Origin of the sequence: Paraliobacillus sp. X-1268 (assembly GCF_003426095.1) — a bacterium.
GTDB classification, from domain to species: Bacteria; Bacillota; Bacilli; order Bacillales; family Amphibacillaceae; genus Paraliobacillus_A; species Paraliobacillus_A zengyii.
This window is the reverse complement of record NZ_QJSK01000001.1, coordinates 865,470-884,807: the sequence shown is the minus strand read 5'-3', so window position 1 is coordinate 884,807 and position 19,338 is coordinate 865,470. Positions and strand designations below refer to the sequence as shown.

General features: G+C 33.2%; 23 protein-coding genes and 2 pseudogenes. 19 read left to right on the top strand and 6 right to left on the bottom strand.

Annotated elements, in window-relative coordinates; translation table 11 throughout:
* The first annotated feature begins 1 nt into the window (after window position 1).
* From D2K62_RS04475 to D2K62_RS19365, 7 genes and pseudogenes are all read left to right on the top strand, one after another.
* On the top strand, window positions 2-778 hold the full coding sequence (locus D2K62_RS04475) for a class I SAM-dependent methyltransferase (RefSeq protein WP_117160980.1): 777 nt from the start codon (window positions 2-4) through the stop codon (window positions 776-778).
* Window positions 779-885: 107 nt separating this feature from the next.
* The gene (locus D2K62_RS04470) at window positions 886-1,386 is read left to right on the top strand and encodes a GNAT family N-acetyltransferase (protein WP_117160979.1); all 501 of its coding nucleotides are present in this window, start codon (window positions 886-888) and stop codon (window positions 1,384-1,386) included.
* 309 nt (window positions 1,387-1,695) lie between these two features.
* Window positions 1,696-2,156: pseudogene (locus D2K62_RS19370) on the top strand (GNAT family N-acetyltransferase).
* 98 nt (window positions 2,157-2,254) lie between these two features.
* A complete protein-coding gene (locus tag D2K62_RS04460) occupies window positions 2,255-2,626 on the top strand; it encodes a hypothetical protein (protein WP_117160978.1) in 372 nt (123 codons plus the stop codon).
* 92 nt (window positions 2,627-2,718) lie between these two features.
* On the top strand, window positions 2,719-3,186 hold the full coding sequence (locus tag D2K62_RS04455) for a GNAT family N-acetyltransferase (RefSeq protein WP_117160977.1): 468 nt from the start codon (window positions 2,719-2,721) through the stop codon (window positions 3,184-3,186).
* Window positions 3,187-3,368: 182 nt separating this feature from the next.
* Entirely contained in the window at window positions 3,369-4,097 is a 729-nt protein-coding gene (locus D2K62_RS04450; RefSeq protein WP_117160976.1) for a phosphatase PAP2 family protein, read from the top strand.
* A gap of 63 nt (window positions 4,098-4,160) precedes the next feature.
* Complete coding sequence (locus D2K62_RS19365) at window positions 4,161-4,439, top strand: YetF domain-containing protein (protein WP_117160975.1); 279 nt, start codon at window positions 4,161-4,163, stop codon at window positions 4,437-4,439.
* Window positions 4,440-4,857: 418 nt separating this feature from the next.
* On the opposite strand, the gene D2K62_RS04440 is transcribed toward D2K62_RS19365, so the two are convergent.
* Together D2K62_RS04440 and D2K62_RS04435 are read right to left on the bottom strand one after the other, a co-directional pair.
* Entirely contained in the window at window positions 4,858-5,808 is a 951-nt protein-coding gene (locus D2K62_RS04440; RefSeq protein WP_117160974.1) for a calcium/sodium antiporter, read from the bottom strand.
* A 126-nt stretch (window positions 5,809-5,934) separates the two neighbouring features.
* Window positions 5,935-6,915, bottom strand: coding sequence for a calcium/sodium antiporter (locus tag D2K62_RS04435; protein WP_117160973.1), 981 nt, complete (start codon window positions 6,913-6,915; stop codon window positions 5,935-5,937).
* A gap of 1,613 nt (window positions 6,916-8,528) precedes the next feature.
* On the opposite strand from D2K62_RS04435, the gene D2K62_RS04425 reads away from it, so the two are divergent.
* Both D2K62_RS04425 and D2K62_RS04420 read left to right on the top strand, forming a co-directional pair.
* Window positions 8,529-9,089, top strand: a complete 561-nt coding sequence (locus D2K62_RS04425) for a GNAT family N-acetyltransferase (protein WP_117160972.1) — start codon at window positions 8,529-8,531, stop codon at window positions 9,087-9,089.
* Between the two features lie 79 nt (window positions 9,090-9,168).
* Window positions 9,169-10,035, top strand: a complete 867-nt coding sequence (locus tag D2K62_RS04420) for an MBL fold metallo-hydrolase (protein ID WP_117160971.1) — start codon at window positions 9,169-9,171, stop codon at window positions 10,033-10,035.
* Between the two features lie 107 nt (window positions 10,036-10,142).
* Here the strand turns inward: D2K62_RS04420 and D2K62_RS04415 are convergent, their stop codons facing one another.
* Window positions 10,143-10,745 (bottom strand): TetR/AcrR family transcriptional regulator, encoded by a 603-nt coding sequence (locus D2K62_RS04415; RefSeq protein WP_117160970.1) that lies wholly within the window; start codon window positions 10,743-10,745, stop codon window positions 10,143-10,145.
* Between the two features lie 84 nt (window positions 10,746-10,829).
* Here D2K62_RS04415 and D2K62_RS04410 point away from each other — a divergent pair, with 84 nt between their 5' ends.
* On the top strand, window positions 10,830-11,306 hold the full coding sequence (locus tag D2K62_RS04410; protein ID WP_117160969.1) for a hypothetical protein: 477 nt from the start codon (window positions 10,830-10,832) through the stop codon (window positions 11,304-11,306).
* 208 nt (window positions 11,307-11,514) lie between these two features.
* Here the strand turns inward: D2K62_RS04410 and D2K62_RS04405 are convergent, their stop codons facing one another.
* Window positions 11,515-11,718: a helix-turn-helix transcriptional regulator gene (locus D2K62_RS04405; RefSeq protein ID WP_112180491.1), complete on the bottom strand. Its 204-nt coding sequence runs from the start codon at window positions 11,716-11,718 to the stop codon at window positions 11,515-11,517.
* Window positions 11,719-12,021 carry a hypothetical protein gene (locus D2K62_RS04400; RefSeq protein ID WP_117160968.1) on the bottom strand — a complete coding sequence of 101 codons (303 nt, stop codon included), beginning with the start codon at window positions 12,019-12,021 and terminating at the stop codon, window positions 11,719-11,721.
* Window positions 12,022-12,378: 357 nt separating this feature from the next.
* Between D2K62_RS04400 and D2K62_RS04395 the strand changes: the two genes are divergently transcribed.
* The 9 genes and pseudogenes from D2K62_RS04395 to D2K62_RS04355 all read left to right on the top strand — a co-directional run.
* Window positions 12,379-13,203 carry an alpha/beta fold hydrolase gene (locus D2K62_RS04395; RefSeq protein WP_117160967.1) on the top strand — a complete coding sequence of 275 codons (825 nt, stop codon included), beginning with the start codon at window positions 12,379-12,381 and terminating at the stop codon, window positions 13,201-13,203.
* A gap of 200 nt (window positions 13,204-13,403) precedes the next feature.
* Window positions 13,404-13,841 carry a MarR family winged helix-turn-helix transcriptional regulator gene (locus D2K62_RS04390; protein WP_117160966.1) on the top strand — a complete coding sequence of 146 codons (438 nt, stop codon included), beginning with the start codon at window positions 13,404-13,406 and terminating at the stop codon, window positions 13,839-13,841.
* Between the two features lie 93 nt (window positions 13,842-13,934).
* Window positions 13,935-15,026, top strand: a complete 1,092-nt coding sequence (locus D2K62_RS04385; RefSeq protein WP_117160965.1) for a YhgE/Pip domain-containing protein — start codon at window positions 13,935-13,937, stop codon at window positions 15,024-15,026.
* A 195-nt stretch (window positions 15,027-15,221) separates the two neighbouring features.
* Window positions 15,222-15,749 carry a hypothetical protein gene (locus D2K62_RS04380; protein ID WP_117160964.1) on the top strand — a complete coding sequence of 176 codons (528 nt, stop codon included), beginning with the start codon at window positions 15,222-15,224 and terminating at the stop codon, window positions 15,747-15,749.
* A gap of 194 nt (window positions 15,750-15,943) precedes the next feature.
* Window positions 15,944-16,219 (top strand): hypothetical protein, encoded by a 276-nt coding sequence (locus tag D2K62_RS04375; RefSeq protein WP_117160963.1) that lies wholly within the window; start codon window positions 15,944-15,946, stop codon window positions 16,217-16,219.
* 48 nt (window positions 16,220-16,267) lie between these two features.
* Window positions 16,268-17,047: a hypothetical protein gene (locus D2K62_RS04370; RefSeq protein WP_117160962.1), complete on the top strand. Its 780-nt coding sequence runs from the start codon at window positions 16,268-16,270 to the stop codon at window positions 17,045-17,047.
* A gap of 26 nt (window positions 17,048-17,073) precedes the next feature.
* A complete protein-coding gene (locus D2K62_RS04365; RefSeq protein WP_117160961.1) occupies window positions 17,074-17,577 on the top strand; it encodes an NUDIX hydrolase in 504 nt (167 codons plus the stop codon).
* 67 nt (window positions 17,578-17,644) lie between these two features.
* Entirely contained in the window at window positions 17,645-17,830 is a 186-nt protein-coding gene (locus D2K62_RS19360; RefSeq protein ID WP_117160960.1) for a YetF domain-containing protein, read from the top strand.
* Between the two features lie 94 nt (window positions 17,831-17,924).
* Window positions 17,925-18,059, top strand: a pseudogene (locus D2K62_RS04355) (MBL fold metallo-hydrolase); the annotation flags it as partial.
* A gap of 245 nt (window positions 18,060-18,304) precedes the next feature.
* Here the strand turns inward: D2K62_RS04355 and D2K62_RS04350 are convergent.
* Window positions 18,305-19,312, bottom strand: coding sequence for a DUF3231 family protein (locus tag D2K62_RS04350; RefSeq protein WP_117160959.1), 1,008 nt, complete (start codon window positions 19,310-19,312; stop codon window positions 18,305-18,307).
* Between the last annotated feature and the right edge of the window lie 26 nt (window positions 19,313-19,338).

Below are 19,338 nucleotides of genomic sequence, written 5' to 3'. Positions count from 1 at the left end.
AGTGGGAATTGATTTTCATAGTAAGAAGAATCGTATTACTTACACAACTCGAAACGCTGATAACTCTTGGATTAAAGTAATGAAGGGACTTGTACCTATTGAGAAGATTTCAAATGCTTTGGATATTGGTTGCGGTGGAGGGATTTACTCTAAAGCTCTATCGGACATGGGAGTGGATTCTGTTACTGGTGTTGATTTTTCCGAATCAATACTTGAGGGTGCAAGAGAAAACTGTAAAGAATATAAAAATATTTCTTTCCAGCATGGGAATGCTTTTGAGACAAATTTAGACAGTGAAAGTTATGATTTATTACTTGAAAGAGCTTTAATACATCATATTAAAGATTTGCACTCTTGCTTCATAGAAGCATTTAGATTGGTAAAGGATAATCGATATTATATTATACAAGACCGAACTCATGAAGATTGTTTATTGGAGGGAAATGATAGCCACATAAGAGGGTATCTCTTTGAACTGTTTCCAAGATTAGTTGAAAAAGAAACCAACCGAAGACATAGAAGCCAATTGGTAATGGAAACATTAAAAGAAGTTGGATTTAAAAACATCGAAGAAATTAAACTGTGGGAAACAAGAAGAGTTTATGATAACAAAGAGCATTTATTAAAAGACTTAAGCGAAAGAACTGGGAGAAGCATCTTACATGAATTAAACGATGAAGAATTAAATTTATTAATCACTCATATTGAAAAGTCGTTATCAATAAATACTAATATAATTGAAAAAGATAGATGGACGATATGGAAGGCAATTAAATAAAAATGCATTATTTTGATCTAAAGTGCCAGCTGCATTGATAAGGCGAATACAACCTTGTTTAATGATTTTCTTTCTCGTAAATAAGAGAGGATAGGAGAAAAATCTATATGATTCAAATTATGAAGGCTAATGAAAGCCATGTTGAAGGAATTTCTAATATATGTATTAAAGGATATTGGGCGACATATGGGGAAACGCATTCAAAAGAGTGGATTGAAAGAGTTATTAGAGAGTTTTATAATCACGAGAGAATATTAAGAGAAGTAACAGAATTTAATCGTGATTGGGGTGGATATTTTGTAGCTATTGAGAATGGAAATGTAGTTGGTGCAGCAGGTGGAGGTATGATAGGTGATGAAATTGGAGAATTATTCGTCATATACCTTGACCCTTCAAGAAGAAATGAAGGAATTGGCACTGAATTACTGAATGCTGTAACGAAACAGCAGAAAACGGAATATGGAGCAACAGAGCAGTGGGTGTCTGTTCAAAAAGGTAATATGAAAGGAATTCCATTTTATCAAGCAAAAGGCTTCAAATTTCAATATAAAAAAGTTACAAAAGAGAATCCGACCTATATTAAATTAAGACATTGTAGGAAAATATAAAATTATTCTTTATTGAACTAATGGGATCTTCAATTACGGCGATCCTATTTTTGTATCTATATATTAGTTGGGATTTTATGTTAAAATAATTATATAAACAGTTAGGGGAATAAAGATGAGTTTAATAGTACCTTTTCTTATATTAGCAGTTTATTTGATTTTTCTATTGGTCAAAAAAGCCACGCATCAGGAATGAAATTTATGTTATTAGGATTAAGCATTATTTTATTATTTATAGGTTTAATAATTTCATTTGTAGGTTTTGCAAACGAATATATTACTATAAGTTGAGATAGATGAGGTGATATTATGGAAGTAGAAGTAATTGAAAAACTAATAACTCTTGACGAGATAGAGTTATTAAGAGAACCTTTAGAAAAATTACATGAATATCATAATAGTAAATCTGAATATTTTTCAGGTGATTATCCAAGGTTAACATTTGAAGATCGGATTCGCCATTATAGAGAAAATGCGAGATTTGGAGAATACAGGATTGAACTATTGTTTGAGACAAATACAATGCATTTAATTGCTTTTTCGGTAGTTTATGCCAAGAAATCAAGTGGAAGATAGAAGTTTTATATGTTGATGAAGGTTATCGCAGTAACAACTTAGGAACAAAACTTATGGATAATGTAATTAAATGGTTTAGTGAAAAAAATATATACGATATTGAACTAAAAGTGGTGTACGGGAATCAGGCTGTATCATTTTATGAAAAGTTTGGATTTTTGCCTCGTTCAGTAATTATGGGGACTAAAACATAATAATAGTAAACAACTTATTCAACTAAAAGGCAGGTTGCTTCAGAACAATAGTTATAGTTGAAATAGTATATGCAATTTTACCATCGCTTCTAATTACAATGTACCAAGAGACATTTGCAAGTGGTATTAATGCTATTTCATACGATGGTAACGGTGATTGCGGTTTTGAATATGTGGATGAAGACTTTTTGAATGCGGAATGCCATCTCGTATTACACAATCGAGGTAATGAAACTGTGACATTTGAATTAGAATTTTTAGATTCCTCAATTATGGAAGCTGAAAGGCGAATGGAGTCACTAATGAATTTATCTGGTCCATATAGTATTACGGTAGAAGCTAATCAAGAAAAAAATATTGATTTAGACAAATTACTAGATGTATCAGATGTTCCAAAACATTTTGATGGTGGAACATCTAACGCTATTAATATTAAATTGATAGATGAGGAAACTGAACGTATTTTATAGTTCACGAATGATGCTGGATTGTTTAGGATATTTAATACTTTTCTTCCATAAAAAAATAAAATCGATAATAATTATAACCTAAAGGAGGTAACATGGTAATCAAGTCTGCGATAGCTAGTGATGCACCAGTAATTCATGATTTAATGATCAAGGCATTTATAGAATATAAAAATGAAAATCCGCAATCAAGCGCTTTAGAAGAAACTGTACAGTCGGTTTCTAATGCTTTTGTACAAGGGGAACAGGCATTGATTGCTTTTGAAGAGAATAAACCAGTTGGTATGGTACGATTTCAAATTAAAGACGAGGGTTTATATTTTTATCGTTTGTCAGTTATTCCTGAAAAACAAGGAAAAGGCATTGCAAAAAAGATATTAACATATTTAGAGGAACACGCAAATAAAGTTGATGTAACTACTATATTATGTAAAGTCCGTCTGTCAATGCCTAAGAATATACAACTATATAATTCCATAGGTTATGCCGTTTATAGTGAAGAAGTTTTACATAATCGAAAGGGTATCAATATTAAAGTTATTTCAATGAAGAAAGAACTATAATTATTTAACTAACTGCTAAAATAGTTTCCAAGGGACCGTCGATTCAGGCGATCCTATTTTTGTGCTTGAATAATTAATGGATATCTATGGTGTTTCTCACTGTTTTCAATGTTTGTTTTAGCTATACAAAAAAAGGGAATTGGATATAGATACATGAATTATATAACTTTAGGAGGATCTGAATGCTTTTCAAAGGAACCAACATTAAAAATCCCTCGAAAATGTCCATTGCCCTCATCTTAGTTGGCTTTGCCACGATATTTGGGAGTTTCTATTTTTTTCTTTCCTTAGCAGAAGAAGTTGTGGAGAATGAAAGTTTTCAAATTGACGAAGTAATTAATCAGTTTATCGTTTCAATTAACGCACCTTGGCTAACTAATTTAATGGGCTATATTACGGAAACAGGATCGGTTATTTGGATTACTATAGGAACAATTATTGTTGTTTTATATTTATTAATCTTTTCGAAAAAAAGTAACTGGATGGCTACTTTTCTTATCATTAACATGGTAGGAATCAGTGGATTAACCAAAGGATTAAAACTACTGTTTGAACGTGAGAGACCTGAAGTGATTGCTCAGTATGATGGCACTGGATTTAGTTTTCCAAGTGGACACTCGACAGGTGCTGTAACGTTTTATGGCTTTATGATTTACTTAATCGCTGTCAGTAGACTTAGTCGATTTTGGAAGTGGATGATTAATCTTTTTCTCGGTTTTTGGATTGTTATTGTGTCCCTAAGTAGAGTGGTGATAGGTGTACATTATATAACGGATATTATTGCAGGACTAATCTTTGGCCTTGCGTGGCTACTTGTTTGTATAGCAGCACTTGAAGTGATGCTTTGGAGAAAAAGAAAAGATAAAAAAAGTGATCTTATCCTAAATGAGAGAGGTTTTTTAAAAAGATAATTAAATGTAACTAATCTCACTGAAATCATAGAGTTTCGATTAAAATAGTATTCATCAGCACTTATTTATCCATCCCTTGTTGCAATTTGGACCAAGGCGAAACCGATTTATCTTTATTCCCAGGGGGAGTTCAACCAAGAAGCCTTGAGACAGGAGCGCCTCAAGTTTGAAGACGTAAGTTCGGCTGTGCGAAAACAAGGATTAGTGTCTTTTCAGCAGCTTGATGCGCTAATATTGGAAGGTGACGGTACCATTACCGCGGTGATGAAAGGGGATGGCAGTGTGCCGGAATCAGTTAGTGATGTTTTGTGGACGAAAAAAACCGAAAGAACGCTTAAATAAAACGTAGCTTTAATTTTTCATTTATATGTTGTCGTAAAGTCTTTTACGGCAATAATGGAAGACAGTTAAATGCAGATTTAATAAAGATAGATCTATTTATAGTTCACTTTTTTTCTAATATATTTGATATAGTACTAATCATTGAAGAAGCATTTAGCTTATATGTGATTACGGACACTGAAATGTACCACCTCTGACATGTGTTAGCGTAACATTTTAATATATTATAAAATAGAGGATTAGTTCCGTAATGGACTAACCCTCTCCATATAGCTATTGAACGATTGCGACAATAGTCATCAGGAATTTAATGGAAAAGGTGCCAACCACTTTCGCCTGTTGTCGAACTTTGACATGTAACAGGACTGTGAATGACACCTTTTCTGGCATGGAATATTCCTAAGACAGGAATAACCTCTTAATTTCTTATGAGGATAAAAATCATGTAGGCAATATAAGCAGCTGCCAACAAGCCTCCTTCAACTTTACCTATTCTAAAGTTGGTTCTTGAGAAAATAAGTAAAATAATTGTTAAAACATTCATCAAAAGGATATCAAAGAATATTTTATTATCTACTGCAAGTGGAGAAATAACCGATGAAATACCGAGCACGAATAAAATATTAAAGATATTGCTTCCAACGATATTCCCTACAGCAATTTCACTTTCTTTTTTTATTGCGGCAGTAACTGAAGTAATTAATTCAGGTAAGGATGTACCAACTGCAACAATTGTTAGACCTACAAGGGTTTGACTCATACCAAACGATAGGGCAATATCCGTAGCACTGTTTACGACTAGGTCTCCACCGAAAATAATTGCTCCGAGACCACCAACTGTCAAAAGCGTATTTTTACCCATTGGTACTTTTTCTTGAATGGTGTTTTCTAGCTTATCCCGGCTATTTCTAGCAACCTCAAAGATATAGTATAGGAAGATAGCAAAGAACAGTAAAAAGATTAATCCATCACTTCTCGTAATAAAGTTATCACCTAATTGCTGAAGGGTAACATCACTAATAAGGAATAGTAACGCAATGCCCCCAAGAAATGTAAAAGGAATTTCTTTTCTGATTGTTGCATTCTCAACCTTCAATGGAAAAATTAGTGCGGCAACTCCAATGACAAATGTTATATTGAAAATATTGCTTCCAACAACGTTACCTATCGCAACTCCTGCATTCCCTTCCAATGCAGCAACAATACTTACTGTTGCCTCCGGCGCACTAGTTCCAAAGGCAACGATAGTTAACCCAATTAAAAGTGGAGAAACTCTAAGGGCAGTGGCAATTTTTGAAGCGCCATTCACAAAAAAGTCTGCTCCTTTAATTAGTAAAACAAAGCCGATAATTAACAAAACATAAGTCATTTATTATATTCCTCCATTATAGTAAGCGGTCATAAATTATTCAGATATAGAAGTGATAGAGACAATTGAGTATGAAAAAATCCAATTAAAAATAAGTGATGGTTTTCGTATAGACAGCTTTACATGTTAATTTCTTATTAGTATAAAAATCGTATATAGAATATATGAAACCACTAGAAAGATCCCTTCATATTTTCCAATTTTAAAGCTTGTTCTTGAAAAGATAAGCACGGCGACTGTTAGTAAAATCATAATAAAAACATCAACAATTAATTTACTTTCGATACTAAGGGGATGAATAACAGCTGTCGTACCCAGCACGAATAAAATGTTAAAGATATTACTACCGACGATGTTTCCTAGCGCAATCTCACTTTCCTTTTTAAGAGCTGCGGTGACAGAGGTCATTAATTCTGGTAAGGACGTACCGATTGCAACAATCGTTAAACCAACTAAAGCTTCACTCATTCCAAAAGAAAGTGCTATATCAACAGCATTGTTAACTACCAGTTCTCCACCAAAGATAATTCCGATCAGTCCACCAATAGTTAATAAGATGTTTTTCGTCCATGAAGTGGTCACTTGCTCTTGCTCCACTTCTTCCACTTGTTTCTTTGTTTCTTCTTTGTTCCTCACTCGATTTCTTTTGGCAACTTCAAAAATGTAGTATAAGAAAATGACAAAGAACAGTAAAATGATCAGGCCGTCACCTCTAGTAACGAGGTTTTGACTAGCTCCTTGAAGTGCTATATCACTAACTAAAACCAGTAATACTACACTTACTAACAAGGTGTACGGTAATTCTTTTCTAATTGTTTCATTCTGTACTTTCATCGGATAAAGGAATGCAGCCACTCCAAGTACTAAAGTAATATTCATAATATTACTTCCAACAATATTCCCAATAGCTACACCAGGATTTCCCTCCACTGCAGCAATGATACTGACTGTAGCCTCTGGTGAACTTGTTCCCAAAGCTACAATAGTTAGACCAATTAACAATGGGGAAATATGAAGGGCTCGTGCAATACTTGAGGATCCATCTACAAATAAATCAGCCCCCTTGACCAATAATACAAATCCTAAAATTAATAAAATATAAATCATCAAATCCAACTTTCCTAATTTGGTTTCTTGTTCCTTTTATATTTTTTACTAAAGTAGTGTCCCTCATTCATTAAGAGTAAACACAAAAAAACCTTTACCGATGTGGTAAAGGTTTTAGAATAGAGCAGACCTTTACCTAAGTGCGGCAAAGGTCTTGCTAACAACGTATCGTTGCCAACAAAGCCGAGAGTTATGAAAACTCCGTAATGACGACTTTGCTGTAAAAGCTACTCCCCTAAGACAATTTAACTTGTTACTAAATCTTATACAAACTGTTTGATTTAGTCAACTCTTTTTTATACTTTTCATTTAATTATGTTAGTTAAAGGAGGGGATGATAGGATTGCTCCTTAAATTCGTTATTGCTCTGTACTGTGTTTTTACAATAGTGATATTTTAAGGACTGGTAACTGTTGCAATCATACGCCACGTGCCTTATCTTCTTCGCCGTTGGTTGTTACTTATTCCACCTCATTAATAAAACAAGCGGTATTCCATCGTTCCCAATTCGTAATATTTGGATAAATACCGAAAGATTATTTTAAAGTATCACTAGAAACGGGATATAATAAAACTTGGACGAACCACTACTCTGTTTAAGCCAATCACCTTAAAATGTAGGATTGCCTGAGAAGTAAAATATATCTTGTGCTTTTTTGAAGGTCGCTATATGATATATCCACATGAACTAAAATGTTTGAAATTTCAGTTAAAGTGAGGTGGGTATGATGTTGGTGTATTTAATTGTTAGCCAAGTTTTATTCATTTGCTCGTTATTGCCGTGGGTTATTATTTGGGGAATGTCGTTTATGAGTTTTGACGCTGGTATTGGTCTTTATAATTCATTGTTTGTACTAACTATTACAGTGTACCCGTTGGCTATAATTATTTGTTCTATTTTAGCGTGGGTTTTCCGAGTCAAAAAGAAACGGTTTGCTATAATTATAAATTTAGTACCGCTGCTGTGGGTGATAAGCTTTATTAGTTTTATGTATATAGTTGATTAATTTGCTATTTATGACGCTATTCTTTTTATAAGGATTGCGTTTTTTATTTTTAAAAAACTCAATCAATCTAGCATCGTCGAGAAGCAGAGGACGGTTCTCTTCTTACATATTTCATAAAGTGGGGCAAAGAAATGTCCCCTGCTTCTTACCCGATTTTCTTTGGGGATGGATTGTGTGCATTGTGGAAGAAGGGATAAACTTTTTCACTACTGCCCAATAGAAAAATTATATTCAACAATCAGACGTGATTACGAGAATATAGCAATCATATCACTCATAGAGAACACATAAGCTTCTCATCCTCCGATACAAACTCCTTGCAAAGAGCTTGGATTTTTCTTTTTCTATAGAATCGTAAATATCATTTAATAACATGTTAAAATATGCGTAAATGAAAATAGAAGATGCCGTAATGGCTAAGACAGTTTCTTGAAATAATTCGCAGCTCTGCGGTAAACACATAGACACCAAGTGGTCAACCCCTAGGCAATAGCTGGTAAAAAACATGGCAGAGATGGTACATTTATGTGGTGGTAATCAATATGGTCTTGTTTAATGTTTTAAATGAATTAGAGCAGTTAAAAATATATTTCAGGAGATAGTGAAATGAAAACAAACAACTTACCGAAAGTTCAATTAAGAGAATTAACACTTGCAGACGCGGAAGACCGTTATCAATGGTGTTTAGATAAAGAATTGACAAAACATTTGAATATGCCAGATAAATATCCACCATTTAACAGAGAAGAAACACGAAACTGGATTAGCATGTGCATAAACAAGACAAACGGATATGAACAAAAGGCAATCCTATCAGAAGAGGGAAAACACATTGGATGGGTTGATTTAAAGAACATGGATAGATTAAACAAACATGCTGAATTAGGGATTGCTATTGGCGATAAAAGTTATTGGGGCAAAGGTTTTGGGCTAGCTGCAATGAAAGAGATGCTCTCATGGGGGTTTAATGAACTGGATTTAAATAAGATATGGCTTAGAGTTGAAGTGGATAATGATAAAGCAATTAAATCCTATAAGCGTATGGGTTACGTAGAAGAAGGGATTTTAAGGCAAGACCGATTAAGGAATGGAGAGTTTGTTGATCGCCTTCGAATGAGCATGTTAAGGAACGCGTTTTTTCAAAGGGTTAATGATAAAAGTGAATAATAAAACAGAACCATCAAAACTTAGTTCACAATGATAAAATGGTTAGTCTAATAGGTTAGTAGTAGAAGGAGGGACATGGATGCAACAGTTAAAAAGAATAGGAAGTTCATTTTGGTATATGACACCCGTTTCAGAGACAGACAGACCTACGTTAGGAATGGTTGTTGGCACTGAAATGAACTTGATGATAGATGCAGGTAATTCAGATGCGCATGCACGTTTGTTTTTAGAGAAGTTAGGTGAACATAATATTTCGAAGCCGGATTTCGTTGCAATAACCCATTGGCATTGGGACCATATTTTCGGAATGTCGGCACTAAAAGATTCTTTGTCAATTTCATCTTCAGAGACGAAAAAAGAAATTAATAAACTGACCGATTACGAATGGACAGATAAGGCTTTAGACGAACGGGTTAAAGAAGGAACAGAGATTGAATTTTGTGCTACTTGTATAAAAAAGGAATATGGTGAAGAAAGAAATATACAGATTCATTTGCCTAAACTAACATTCGATAAACAGCTTGAAATAGATCTTGGTGATGTGACTTGTGTATTAAAACATGTGGGAGGCGACCATGCACAAGATGCTGTTGTAGTTTATATTAAGGAAGAGAAGATATTATTTCTAAATGATAGTATTTATCCAGATATTTTTTCCTCCAAAAATAACTATACATCGAAACGTACGTTAAAATTGATAAAAGAATTAGAAGCATTTGATGCAGAAACATATATCCTTTCACATTCAGAAAATATGAATCGAAATGAGTTTTTGCAAGAAATAGAATTGTTAAAAGCAGTTGGGTTCTATACTGAGACGTATGAGGGTGACGCTGAGAAAATAAAATCAGAGTATAAACAAATGGTAAATAGAGAGTTAAATGAAGACGAATTAGAAACAATAGAATATTTTATTAATGGATATGAAATGGATAAAGAACTTTAGTAAGTTCAACCAAAATAAAAAGAATTACATTTAAAAGGGCGCAACCGTAAAAGGTTTCCGCCCATGCAATTATTGGAATTGAAAACAGAACAAACAAACTGTACTTATTAATTGTAGTTACAAATCCTTCGTAAATATTCTCTGATTTCTTTTTCAATAACGTGATCGTCGTATAAGTTGGCGTAAATGACAGATTCAAATACTAAGCCGTGGATGAATATCGTTAATGAATTTGCACTGTCTTCAATACTTATAAGATTTTTAATGTACCCTTCTGTATGAAGCATCCTTAATACTTCCTTTGCAAAATTAAGGTTTACTTCTCGAGATTTATCCTTCGTCTCGTGGTATTCTGGGTTCATTGTTGCCATTACGGAAAATTTCATCCAAATATCATTTTCCATTTTTTCTTCTTCTGTATTTGCTTGCACAATTTGTTTTATCATGCGAATTGCATTTTCAAACACATCCTGATCCTTCTGCATGACCTTTTGCATTCTTTCCTCAAATCGTTGATAGATAACATCCATTGCGACCATATATATGTCTTTTTGTTTTGGAAAAAAGTATTGAACAGAACCTAAAGAAAGGCCTGCTTCTTTGGCAATTTCACGTGAAGTTGCTTTTTCGAAACCTGAATGGTGAATAATGCGAAACATTGCTTCTACAATTTGATTTTTTCTTTCAGCATGATCTATTTTTTTAGGCATAGGATAACTCCTTTGATTTTTTAAGTCAGTTGTATTATAATGTTTGTAAGTCAAGTGACTTAATAAAATGAGTGAGGTAATTATATGGAAAACCTTTATCTTCAGTTTCTTTTTGTGTTTTTTGTAAGTATGGTTCCTTTTCTTGAAGTATTTCTAACAGTTCCGACAGCAATCATTGTTTTTAACTTTCCGCCTTTTGTAGCATTAATAGTAGCTATTCTCGGAAATGCGTTTAGTGTCTTTCTATTTATGTTTTTTGGAACTGAAATTAACAAATTATTTAATAAGATATATAATAAATTTCGAAAGAGCGAAAGTACGCCTAAGAAAATTAACCCTCGAATAAAAAGTACCTTCGATCGATTTGGTGCAAACGGAGTATGTTTTTTATCATCTATTTTGTTTAGTAGCCAGTTAGGTGCTGGTGCAATAACAACTCTTGGGGCTTCAAGAAGTCAAGTGTTTATTTGGACAAATATAGGAGCTAGTGCAGTAGCGGTAGTGATGGCAATATTATCTGTAGTGGCAGAAGAATTAGTTTCATCACTAGTGAATCTATAGTGAATTATAAAAGAAAAGTAGAGTTGAAACAAGCTTAATCCTATAATTAGGTTTGGCATGTTCCAATTTGTAGAAAGTTAAAAAGACATCAATCTTGTTTGAAAAACAACTACCTTTATTGGTTTCATTAGCTCGAATTAGTGAAAGATTCAGCATTTGATAACGTGTTGAGCAATGCATTAAAAGACCTCGATATGAGGCCTTTTTATCACTTTCTAATAGAATTACTTATGAAAAGTTGATCTACTGAGGTGTCCAATACAGAGGCTAATTCAAACGCTAATTGTAACGTAGGGTCATATTTATCATTCTCAATTGCATTTATTGTTTGTCTGGATACTTTACAATGTTTAGCCAGTTCTTCCTGTGATAATTTAGCTGATTTTCTTAATTGCTTAATGTTATTTTTCATTTAATCACCATATTTTTTTCTGTAAAAAATTAATGTTGCCAGATATATAATGGAAATCACTGTCAGCAGAACTATCGGCGAATTTACATTACTATTATAAGAAGTGTTCCCTTGAATAGTTAGATAAATTGACTCTCCAACTTCTAAAAGTAACATACCTATAACTACGATAAATGCATATGATTGAGCCTTCGTCTTGATAAAATTCCTTCTTTCATCACCCTTTTGAGAAAATGGTGCAATAAAAATCAAAATTCCGCAAACTAATAATATAACAGAATACACAATTTTAACCCAATCCATTTTTGCTTCCTCCTCGTTAAAATGTAAAAAGTATTTGACATTTATTATTATAGCAACAGATTAAATAATGTCAAATACTTTTTACATTATTTAATTATAATTAAAACAACAATCTTTTAGAAAACAGTCAAATCACAAAAGAACTGGATGAATTAGTGGAAGTTTTATAAAATAGAAAGTAAAATGTGAAAATAATTTAATAGAAAGCATATGTTTTAAATTAAATTGGATATGGTATTATTGTTGGGAAACCCACCTTATATGATAAAAGGTTACCAATGTACTCTCTATTTCAGGGAAGCCATTTGGGTTACATTTGGATAAAAATAAATTTAATTCATCTTAGGAGGTAATAATGTGAAAAAATGGGAATTAACAAAACAGTTTGATTCTTCTCATGGTACGGTTCGTTTTGAAGTGATTGGGCAAGGTCCTCCATTGGTATTAGTTCATGGAACTCCATGGTCATCATTCAACTGGAGACATATTGTTCCGGCATTGAGTGAGTGGTACACAGTTTATTATTATGATTTATTAGGATATGGTCAATCTGAACAAAAAGAGGATCAGAATGTTTCGTTAGGTATTCAAAATGAAATTTTAACAGAACTTCTTCAATATTGGGAGTTAGATTCACCAATTATTATCGGTCATGATTTTGGTGGTACGATCGCTTTGCGAACACATTTATTAAATAAAGTTCATTTCAAAAAAATGATATTAATGGATCCAGTTGCAGTTGGACCATGGGGTTCTTCCTTCTTTTCACATGTTAATAAACATGAAGAGGCATTTAGAGGAGTTCCTTCATTTATACATAAATCGATAGTTTCAACTTATATTCAAGGAGCACATTACAGTAAAATGAGTGACGAGACAAAAGAGGGGATTACACAATATTGGTTAGGAGAACACGGTCAGCCTGCATTTTACAGACAGATTGCCCAAGCAAACCAAACTTACACAGATGAAGTGGAAAATCTTTATAATGAAATTAGTATTCCAACTTTGATATTGTGGGGAGAAAAAGATGAGTGGGTACCCATTGAAAAGGGATATGCTCTACGTGAAAAAATTAGTGAATCCAAATTCAAATCTATTCCAGATGCAGGTCACTTGATACAAGAGGAAGCTCCCGCTATCGTATTAGGGCATATCATTAAATTTTTAAATGAAACTTGATTATGCATGATAACTTTTAAACTATGCAATTAGCGATCATATTAAAAAGGCACACATTAAAATGGGTGCCTTTTTTTGTGTTTGCTTTTATAGTAAGATTGTGAAAGTAAAATAGATTACAATTGACAACAGTTAATTTTAATCATATACTAGCATAGGCTATTAATGCATGTGCTAGTATTTAATAGGAGGTTTTAGTAATGCCTTTTGATATAGAGCAAAACTCAATCGGCTTCTTATTATCAAGAACTTTTTATACATATCAGAAATATCTAACTAATTTACTTCGAGATTATTCTATAACTCCAGAACAATTTGGCGTAATTCATCAATTAAGGAGACATCCAGGGATATCTCAAAAAGAATTGGCTGCTTTGCATGGAAAAGATCAAACAAGTATAGGTAAAACGTTAGATCGTTTAGAAAAAAAGGAATTGATAATACGTTCTAAAGATCCATCAGATAGAAGAGCTATTAAATTATTTATATCTCCAAATGGAGAAGATATCTATAATACTGTTTCTCCAATGGTACAAGATTTAAATAATCAACTCAATCAACTTCTAACTGACAACAAGTCAGAACAATTAATAGAATCTCTTAATGAGATATTCAACAATTTATCCAGTTCAAAATGAGCTGGAGTTTTTTACACTAAATACATGCATAACCTATTATGTCCTATGCATGTATTATTACATCGTATTTTCATCATGAGAGGAATGTTATAAATGGGTATTTATTCAACTTTTAAGGACTTTTTTAAAATTTTTCAAACAAAACTGGGCTTGGTATTTGCTATTGGTCTTCCATTGTTTTTCACTGTTATTTGGATGACAGGATATGATGGAGCAACGGAAAGAATTGATCAATTAACAGTTGGGATAGTTAATCAAGAAGGTGCGGATAGTGAGACAATTGCAGAGTCGATTGAGACTTATGTTCCATTTCAAACCGAACAATATGCTGACCTATCTAAAGCACAAGAGGAAATGGATGATGGGGAATTAGTTATGATCGTTTCAATTCCTGAAAACTTTATTAATGACGCCAATGATGGGAATTCGGAATTAACGTATTATATTAATCAAGCAAATTCAGAAATCGCCTTAGCTATTGCTGAATCATCTGTAGCACAAATTACATCAAGTATTAATGAAGGTGTATTTACAGATACAGATGACGCAATCGTAAGTACTAATATTGTAAAGACTAACAGCATAAATAATTTTGCAGTGACAATGCTTCCAATGATATTAGGGTTTGTTACGTATATTGGTGTTATGACTATGAATATACAATTTAACCTCTCTTCTATGTTTATCCAAAAGAACCATACAAAATATCAAATATTTTGGGGAAGACAATTATTGCTACTTCTTGTATCAATTTTTGGTTCATTAATTGTTACAAGTGTTGCCATGCTGTTCGCAGATACAGTAGCTTCTTTTTGGCAGATGTGGGGATTTCATATATTAGTTTATATGGCTAGTATAAGTGTTACACAAATGTCATTTGCTTTATTTGGTGGTTTGGGAGCATTATTTAATACAGCTTTAGTTCCCTTACAACTTATGACAGCAGGTAATATCATCCCAGCTGATATGCTAACAGGTTTTTACCGCCATTTAGGCAACTTTTTACCAGCATCTAATGCGATCCAAGGGTATATGAGGTTAATTTATAGTGGTGCTTCTATTAGTCCTTTTATTATGAATTTGTTGTTAATCACAGTTGTCACATTCGGCGTATCACTTCTTCGTTTATATTCGAGTGAATTATCATTTAAACAGAAAATCAAAGCTAAACCAGAAACTACTTAAAAATTACAAAAGCAGACTATTTATAGTTAGTTATATGTTTAAAAGCCAAAATATTATTTACGAAGGAAGTTGGGGATTTCAATTTATTGAAACTTCTCAACTTCCCTTTTCGTAGTGTGAAACACTAATTTAACATATTTTTACTTTGTGTTATCATAAGTAGTATAGTAAATACGGTGATGAAGGGGTGATCTTTTGAAGAAACTTCTGCTATATATGGGGTTAGTCTTAATTTTAGTTGGGTGCACGAATGTAGAGAATGAAGAAGAACAAACACAGCCTGTACTTAGTTTAGAAGAACAAATAGAAGAAGTAATGAATCAACATGATTATCCACCGCAAACTATTGTCAATTATGAAATTAAAAATGATTTTATTTATGTATTCACAGATACGAACAGTTCATTAAATGTTGCAGTTCTAGAATACTTGACTGATTCAATAGAGTGGATCATGGATTACAAATCTATCGAGAAGATGTCTATACTAGATCCAGAATACGAAAACATGCCGGTTCTAACTGTTGTAAAAACCGAAGACGCTAATATAGCTAGTGTTAAAGTATTGGGAGAACCTGCAAAAGGAATTCAATATTCTAAAGAAGTTACCGATGACTATGCAATATATACTAAATATTGGATACACTTCACAGAAATGAAGGAAGAGTATGCTGACTTCGAAAATCAAAACCTTCCTGTTAATTCAATCGAATTTATTGAGTGAAAACTTATAAAGAAGGCTATTGTGACGAAAAAAGTTAGACTTTTATCGGAGTAGAAAATCTACTTCGTTTTTTTACGTCAACCTCGTCCAAAGTCGGAGTATTTATCCTGTTTTATTCTACTAGGATAATTGTTGAATTTAGTTTAGCAATGACAGTATTTTATTAACTATTTAACTATCTAGGGGAGATAATTATGTATACAGATAACATTTGGAACAGGGTTTTAGATAAATTGAATTTTAAAGACATAAAGCATGATCACATAGCTAAAATTGGTGAAGTTGCCTGGCACACAGTTTATAAGTTAGACAGAATAGATAGCGATGACCTTGTCATAAGAATCAAGAAGAAAATAGCTTACGGCGAGTTACAACACTTTGATGAGAATGAGTTAATTACGGAGTATGAAGCTACTAAGGCGTATTATGAACAGGCTAATAAAAGTCATCAAAACATTTGTCCTACATAATTTAGATATTTTATAGAACCCGACATAGTTTTCACAGCAGAAACCTATATGGGAAAGGGACAGGAAATAGCATTGCTGGAACAAACAGATGGATTTGCTTATGGTGAAAAATTAGGCCAATCTTTTAATCAAATACACACAAGTAAGTCAGAAATAAAAGGCTTTGGAAATTTACACTGGAATGGGACGTATCTTAGTGGAGAAAATCAGCAAGAAAGCAAAATAATATGGGAGAATGATAATAATAATTATCTTATGGTGTTAGAATCATTAAATGAATCTAGATTGAGTTTTAATAGGGGAATAGTTAATAGAAAGATAAAAAAATTGATTGGAAACAGAAGGAATTACGCTCAAACAATATCATTAGTAAATCGGGATATAACTCCTGAAAACTTAATATTACATTCTGGAAGAGTATCAATAATTGATCCTTTACCAAAGTTGGATTTTGATTTAAAATTCGCAGCTTATTTTGTTTTTTGCTATCAGTTTCTGTTGCCGTCATATTCCAATGTCCCAAGGTACTTACATAATGCATATGAAGAGAATAAAGGTATTCTAGGAGAAATTGCTGAAGGTTTTAAACAAGGTTATTTCTATTCTTTCAGTAAGGATGAATATATAGTTCAAGAAAAAAGATTAATGGATGAATATATTTTATGGATGTTACTTGAAACATATGAGCATTATGAAATTCTAAATAATACGCAGCCAAGCCATAAAGTGTTACAACAAATGGGAAGTAAGGAAGTTATTCAAAATAGGTTAGTTTTATACTTAAATGAGTTAGAAATATTATGTTCTTCATTTAATTATGACACATAAAACATTTTTAAAGGGTGGATATTCTTATGCCAATATCGGATTACTATAAAAAACTTCGTGGGAAAGTGGGTACAGAATTAATATTTATGCCAAGCGTTGCGGCAATTATTAGGAATGAGGATAATGAAATTTTGTTTCAATATCCTAAAGAAAGTGAACACTGGAGTTTACCATCGGGAGCAATCGAACCAGGAGAGACACCTGCGCAAGCACTTATTCGTGAAGTTTGGGAAGAAACTGGATTGACGGTGAAACCATATAGATTAATAGGTTTATTTGGTGGCGAGGATTTTCGGTTTACCTATCCTCAAGGTGACCAAGTAGAATATAATGTGTTTGTTTTTGAATGTATAATAATTAGGGGAGAGTTAACGCCAATTGATGGTGAATCTGCTGATCTACGCTTTATTAAGGAAGAGTGCAAACCGAAACTTGCTTTACCATATCCAGAAAGTATATTTAAATCGTCCCAAGCAACTAGCGTTTATTTTCAATGGAAAGAAAACTGGCTTAATGATGCAATAAAGTAGTCATTATGGAAGAAGGGGACGGTTCTCTGCTTCGGAAGCAAAGAACCGTCCCCTTCTTCACGTTTCTCTGCTTCATTCCAAGGCGAAACCGGTTTATCTCTATTCCCAGGGGGAGTTTAACCAAGAAACCTTGCGACAGGAACGTCTGAAGTTTGAAGACATAAGTTCGGCTGTTCGTAAACAAGGACTAGTGTCTTTTCAGCAGCTTGATGCGCTGATATTGGAAGGTGACGGTACCATTACGGCGCGGTGATGAAAGGGGATGGCGGTGTGCCGGAATCAGTTAGTGATGTTTTGTGGACGAAAAAGTCCGAAAGAACGCTTAAATAAAACATAGCTTTCATTTTTCATTTATATCTTCAGATACGAAAAAAGAAACTAATAAACTGACCGATTACGAATGGACAGATAAGGCTTTAGACGAACGGGTTAAAGAAGGAACAGAAATTGAATTTTGTGCTACTTGTATAAAAAAGGAATATGGTGCAGTTTATACGGTTTAAGTAGAAGATAAGTGAAAATAAGAAAAAACTCTGCACCTTAAAGAAGCAATCCCATCTTTCTTCAACTATAGGGGTGGTTCACCTCAATAAGTGTTCGTATTGAGCAAAAAAATTCAAGTGTGTGAAAAGGTAATCTTTTTTGTATCTGTTTAATTAGGAATGGGATAAAGTCTATGTTAGAGCTAAGCCATATATTATAATGACCATTTCTTTATCCCATAAGCTTATTTATTCGCCAAGTTTTCTCGGTCATCAGCTAAAGGCGGTTGTTCCATCCATCCGTATTTTATCAAGAGTTCTGCTCCATCCTCTGCGTATAACCCTATCTCAGCAATTAGATTTGTGTATTTTAGCGCTAGATCTCTTCTTTGGGTAACAGCTAAACCCGCCCCATAAAAACCTACTGCCGCTGAAACCAATGTGACAATATGAAACAACATTAGTTTCTCTGAAAAGGGCGAAACCGTTGAATCTGTAATTTCTGACACCCATGATTGGGAAGAGCTTAAATCTTCTTTAGATAAAAGAGACCTCATTTTAGTGAATTGGCTTTTGCATATTTTTTTTCCTTTATTCATATACTTTTTAACTTCTTTTGATGTACAGACTTGTTCAAAACCAATTTCTAAGACAATTTTAACTACTGTCTTTTGCATATTATAGCTTAACCCACTAATTTCCATTGCATTTAGTGGTCTTTTCTTCCCAAACCATCCAGTTAAATAGCGTTGATTATTTACAAAATCAATTTGGTTTGGTGTACTAATGTGAGCGGGCTTACTATAGATTCCTTTACTCAACATTAATTTTACGATCCGTTCATAGAGTTCCGTTGTATCTTTATTACATTGAATGAAGTAGCTTATTTGGTCGGCACGTGCTGAAGTTCCTAATGCTCCAGCGTACCCAGTCAGCCCGTGTAATGTCATAACGTGCATATACACTAACATAAAAGTATCAGTAAATAATGGGGGAGCATTAAGGTCCACATCTTCTTTTGTAAACCCCTTTGGAATTGGGTAATTCTCCTCAATAAGAAATTTGTTGATTTTTTTAATATGGGATTTTGCAATGCTAATTGAAAATTCAAGTAGATCCTTGATATCCTTATCTTGTACCTTCTCAATAGAATGAGTAAGAATACAAATTGACATAGTATCGTTCATATATTGTGTCCAAAGATTTGCTATCTCTGCTGAAGTAAGTTGAACATTATGATTAACCTTGTCCATAAAAAACCTCCATAATTAACTTTGAA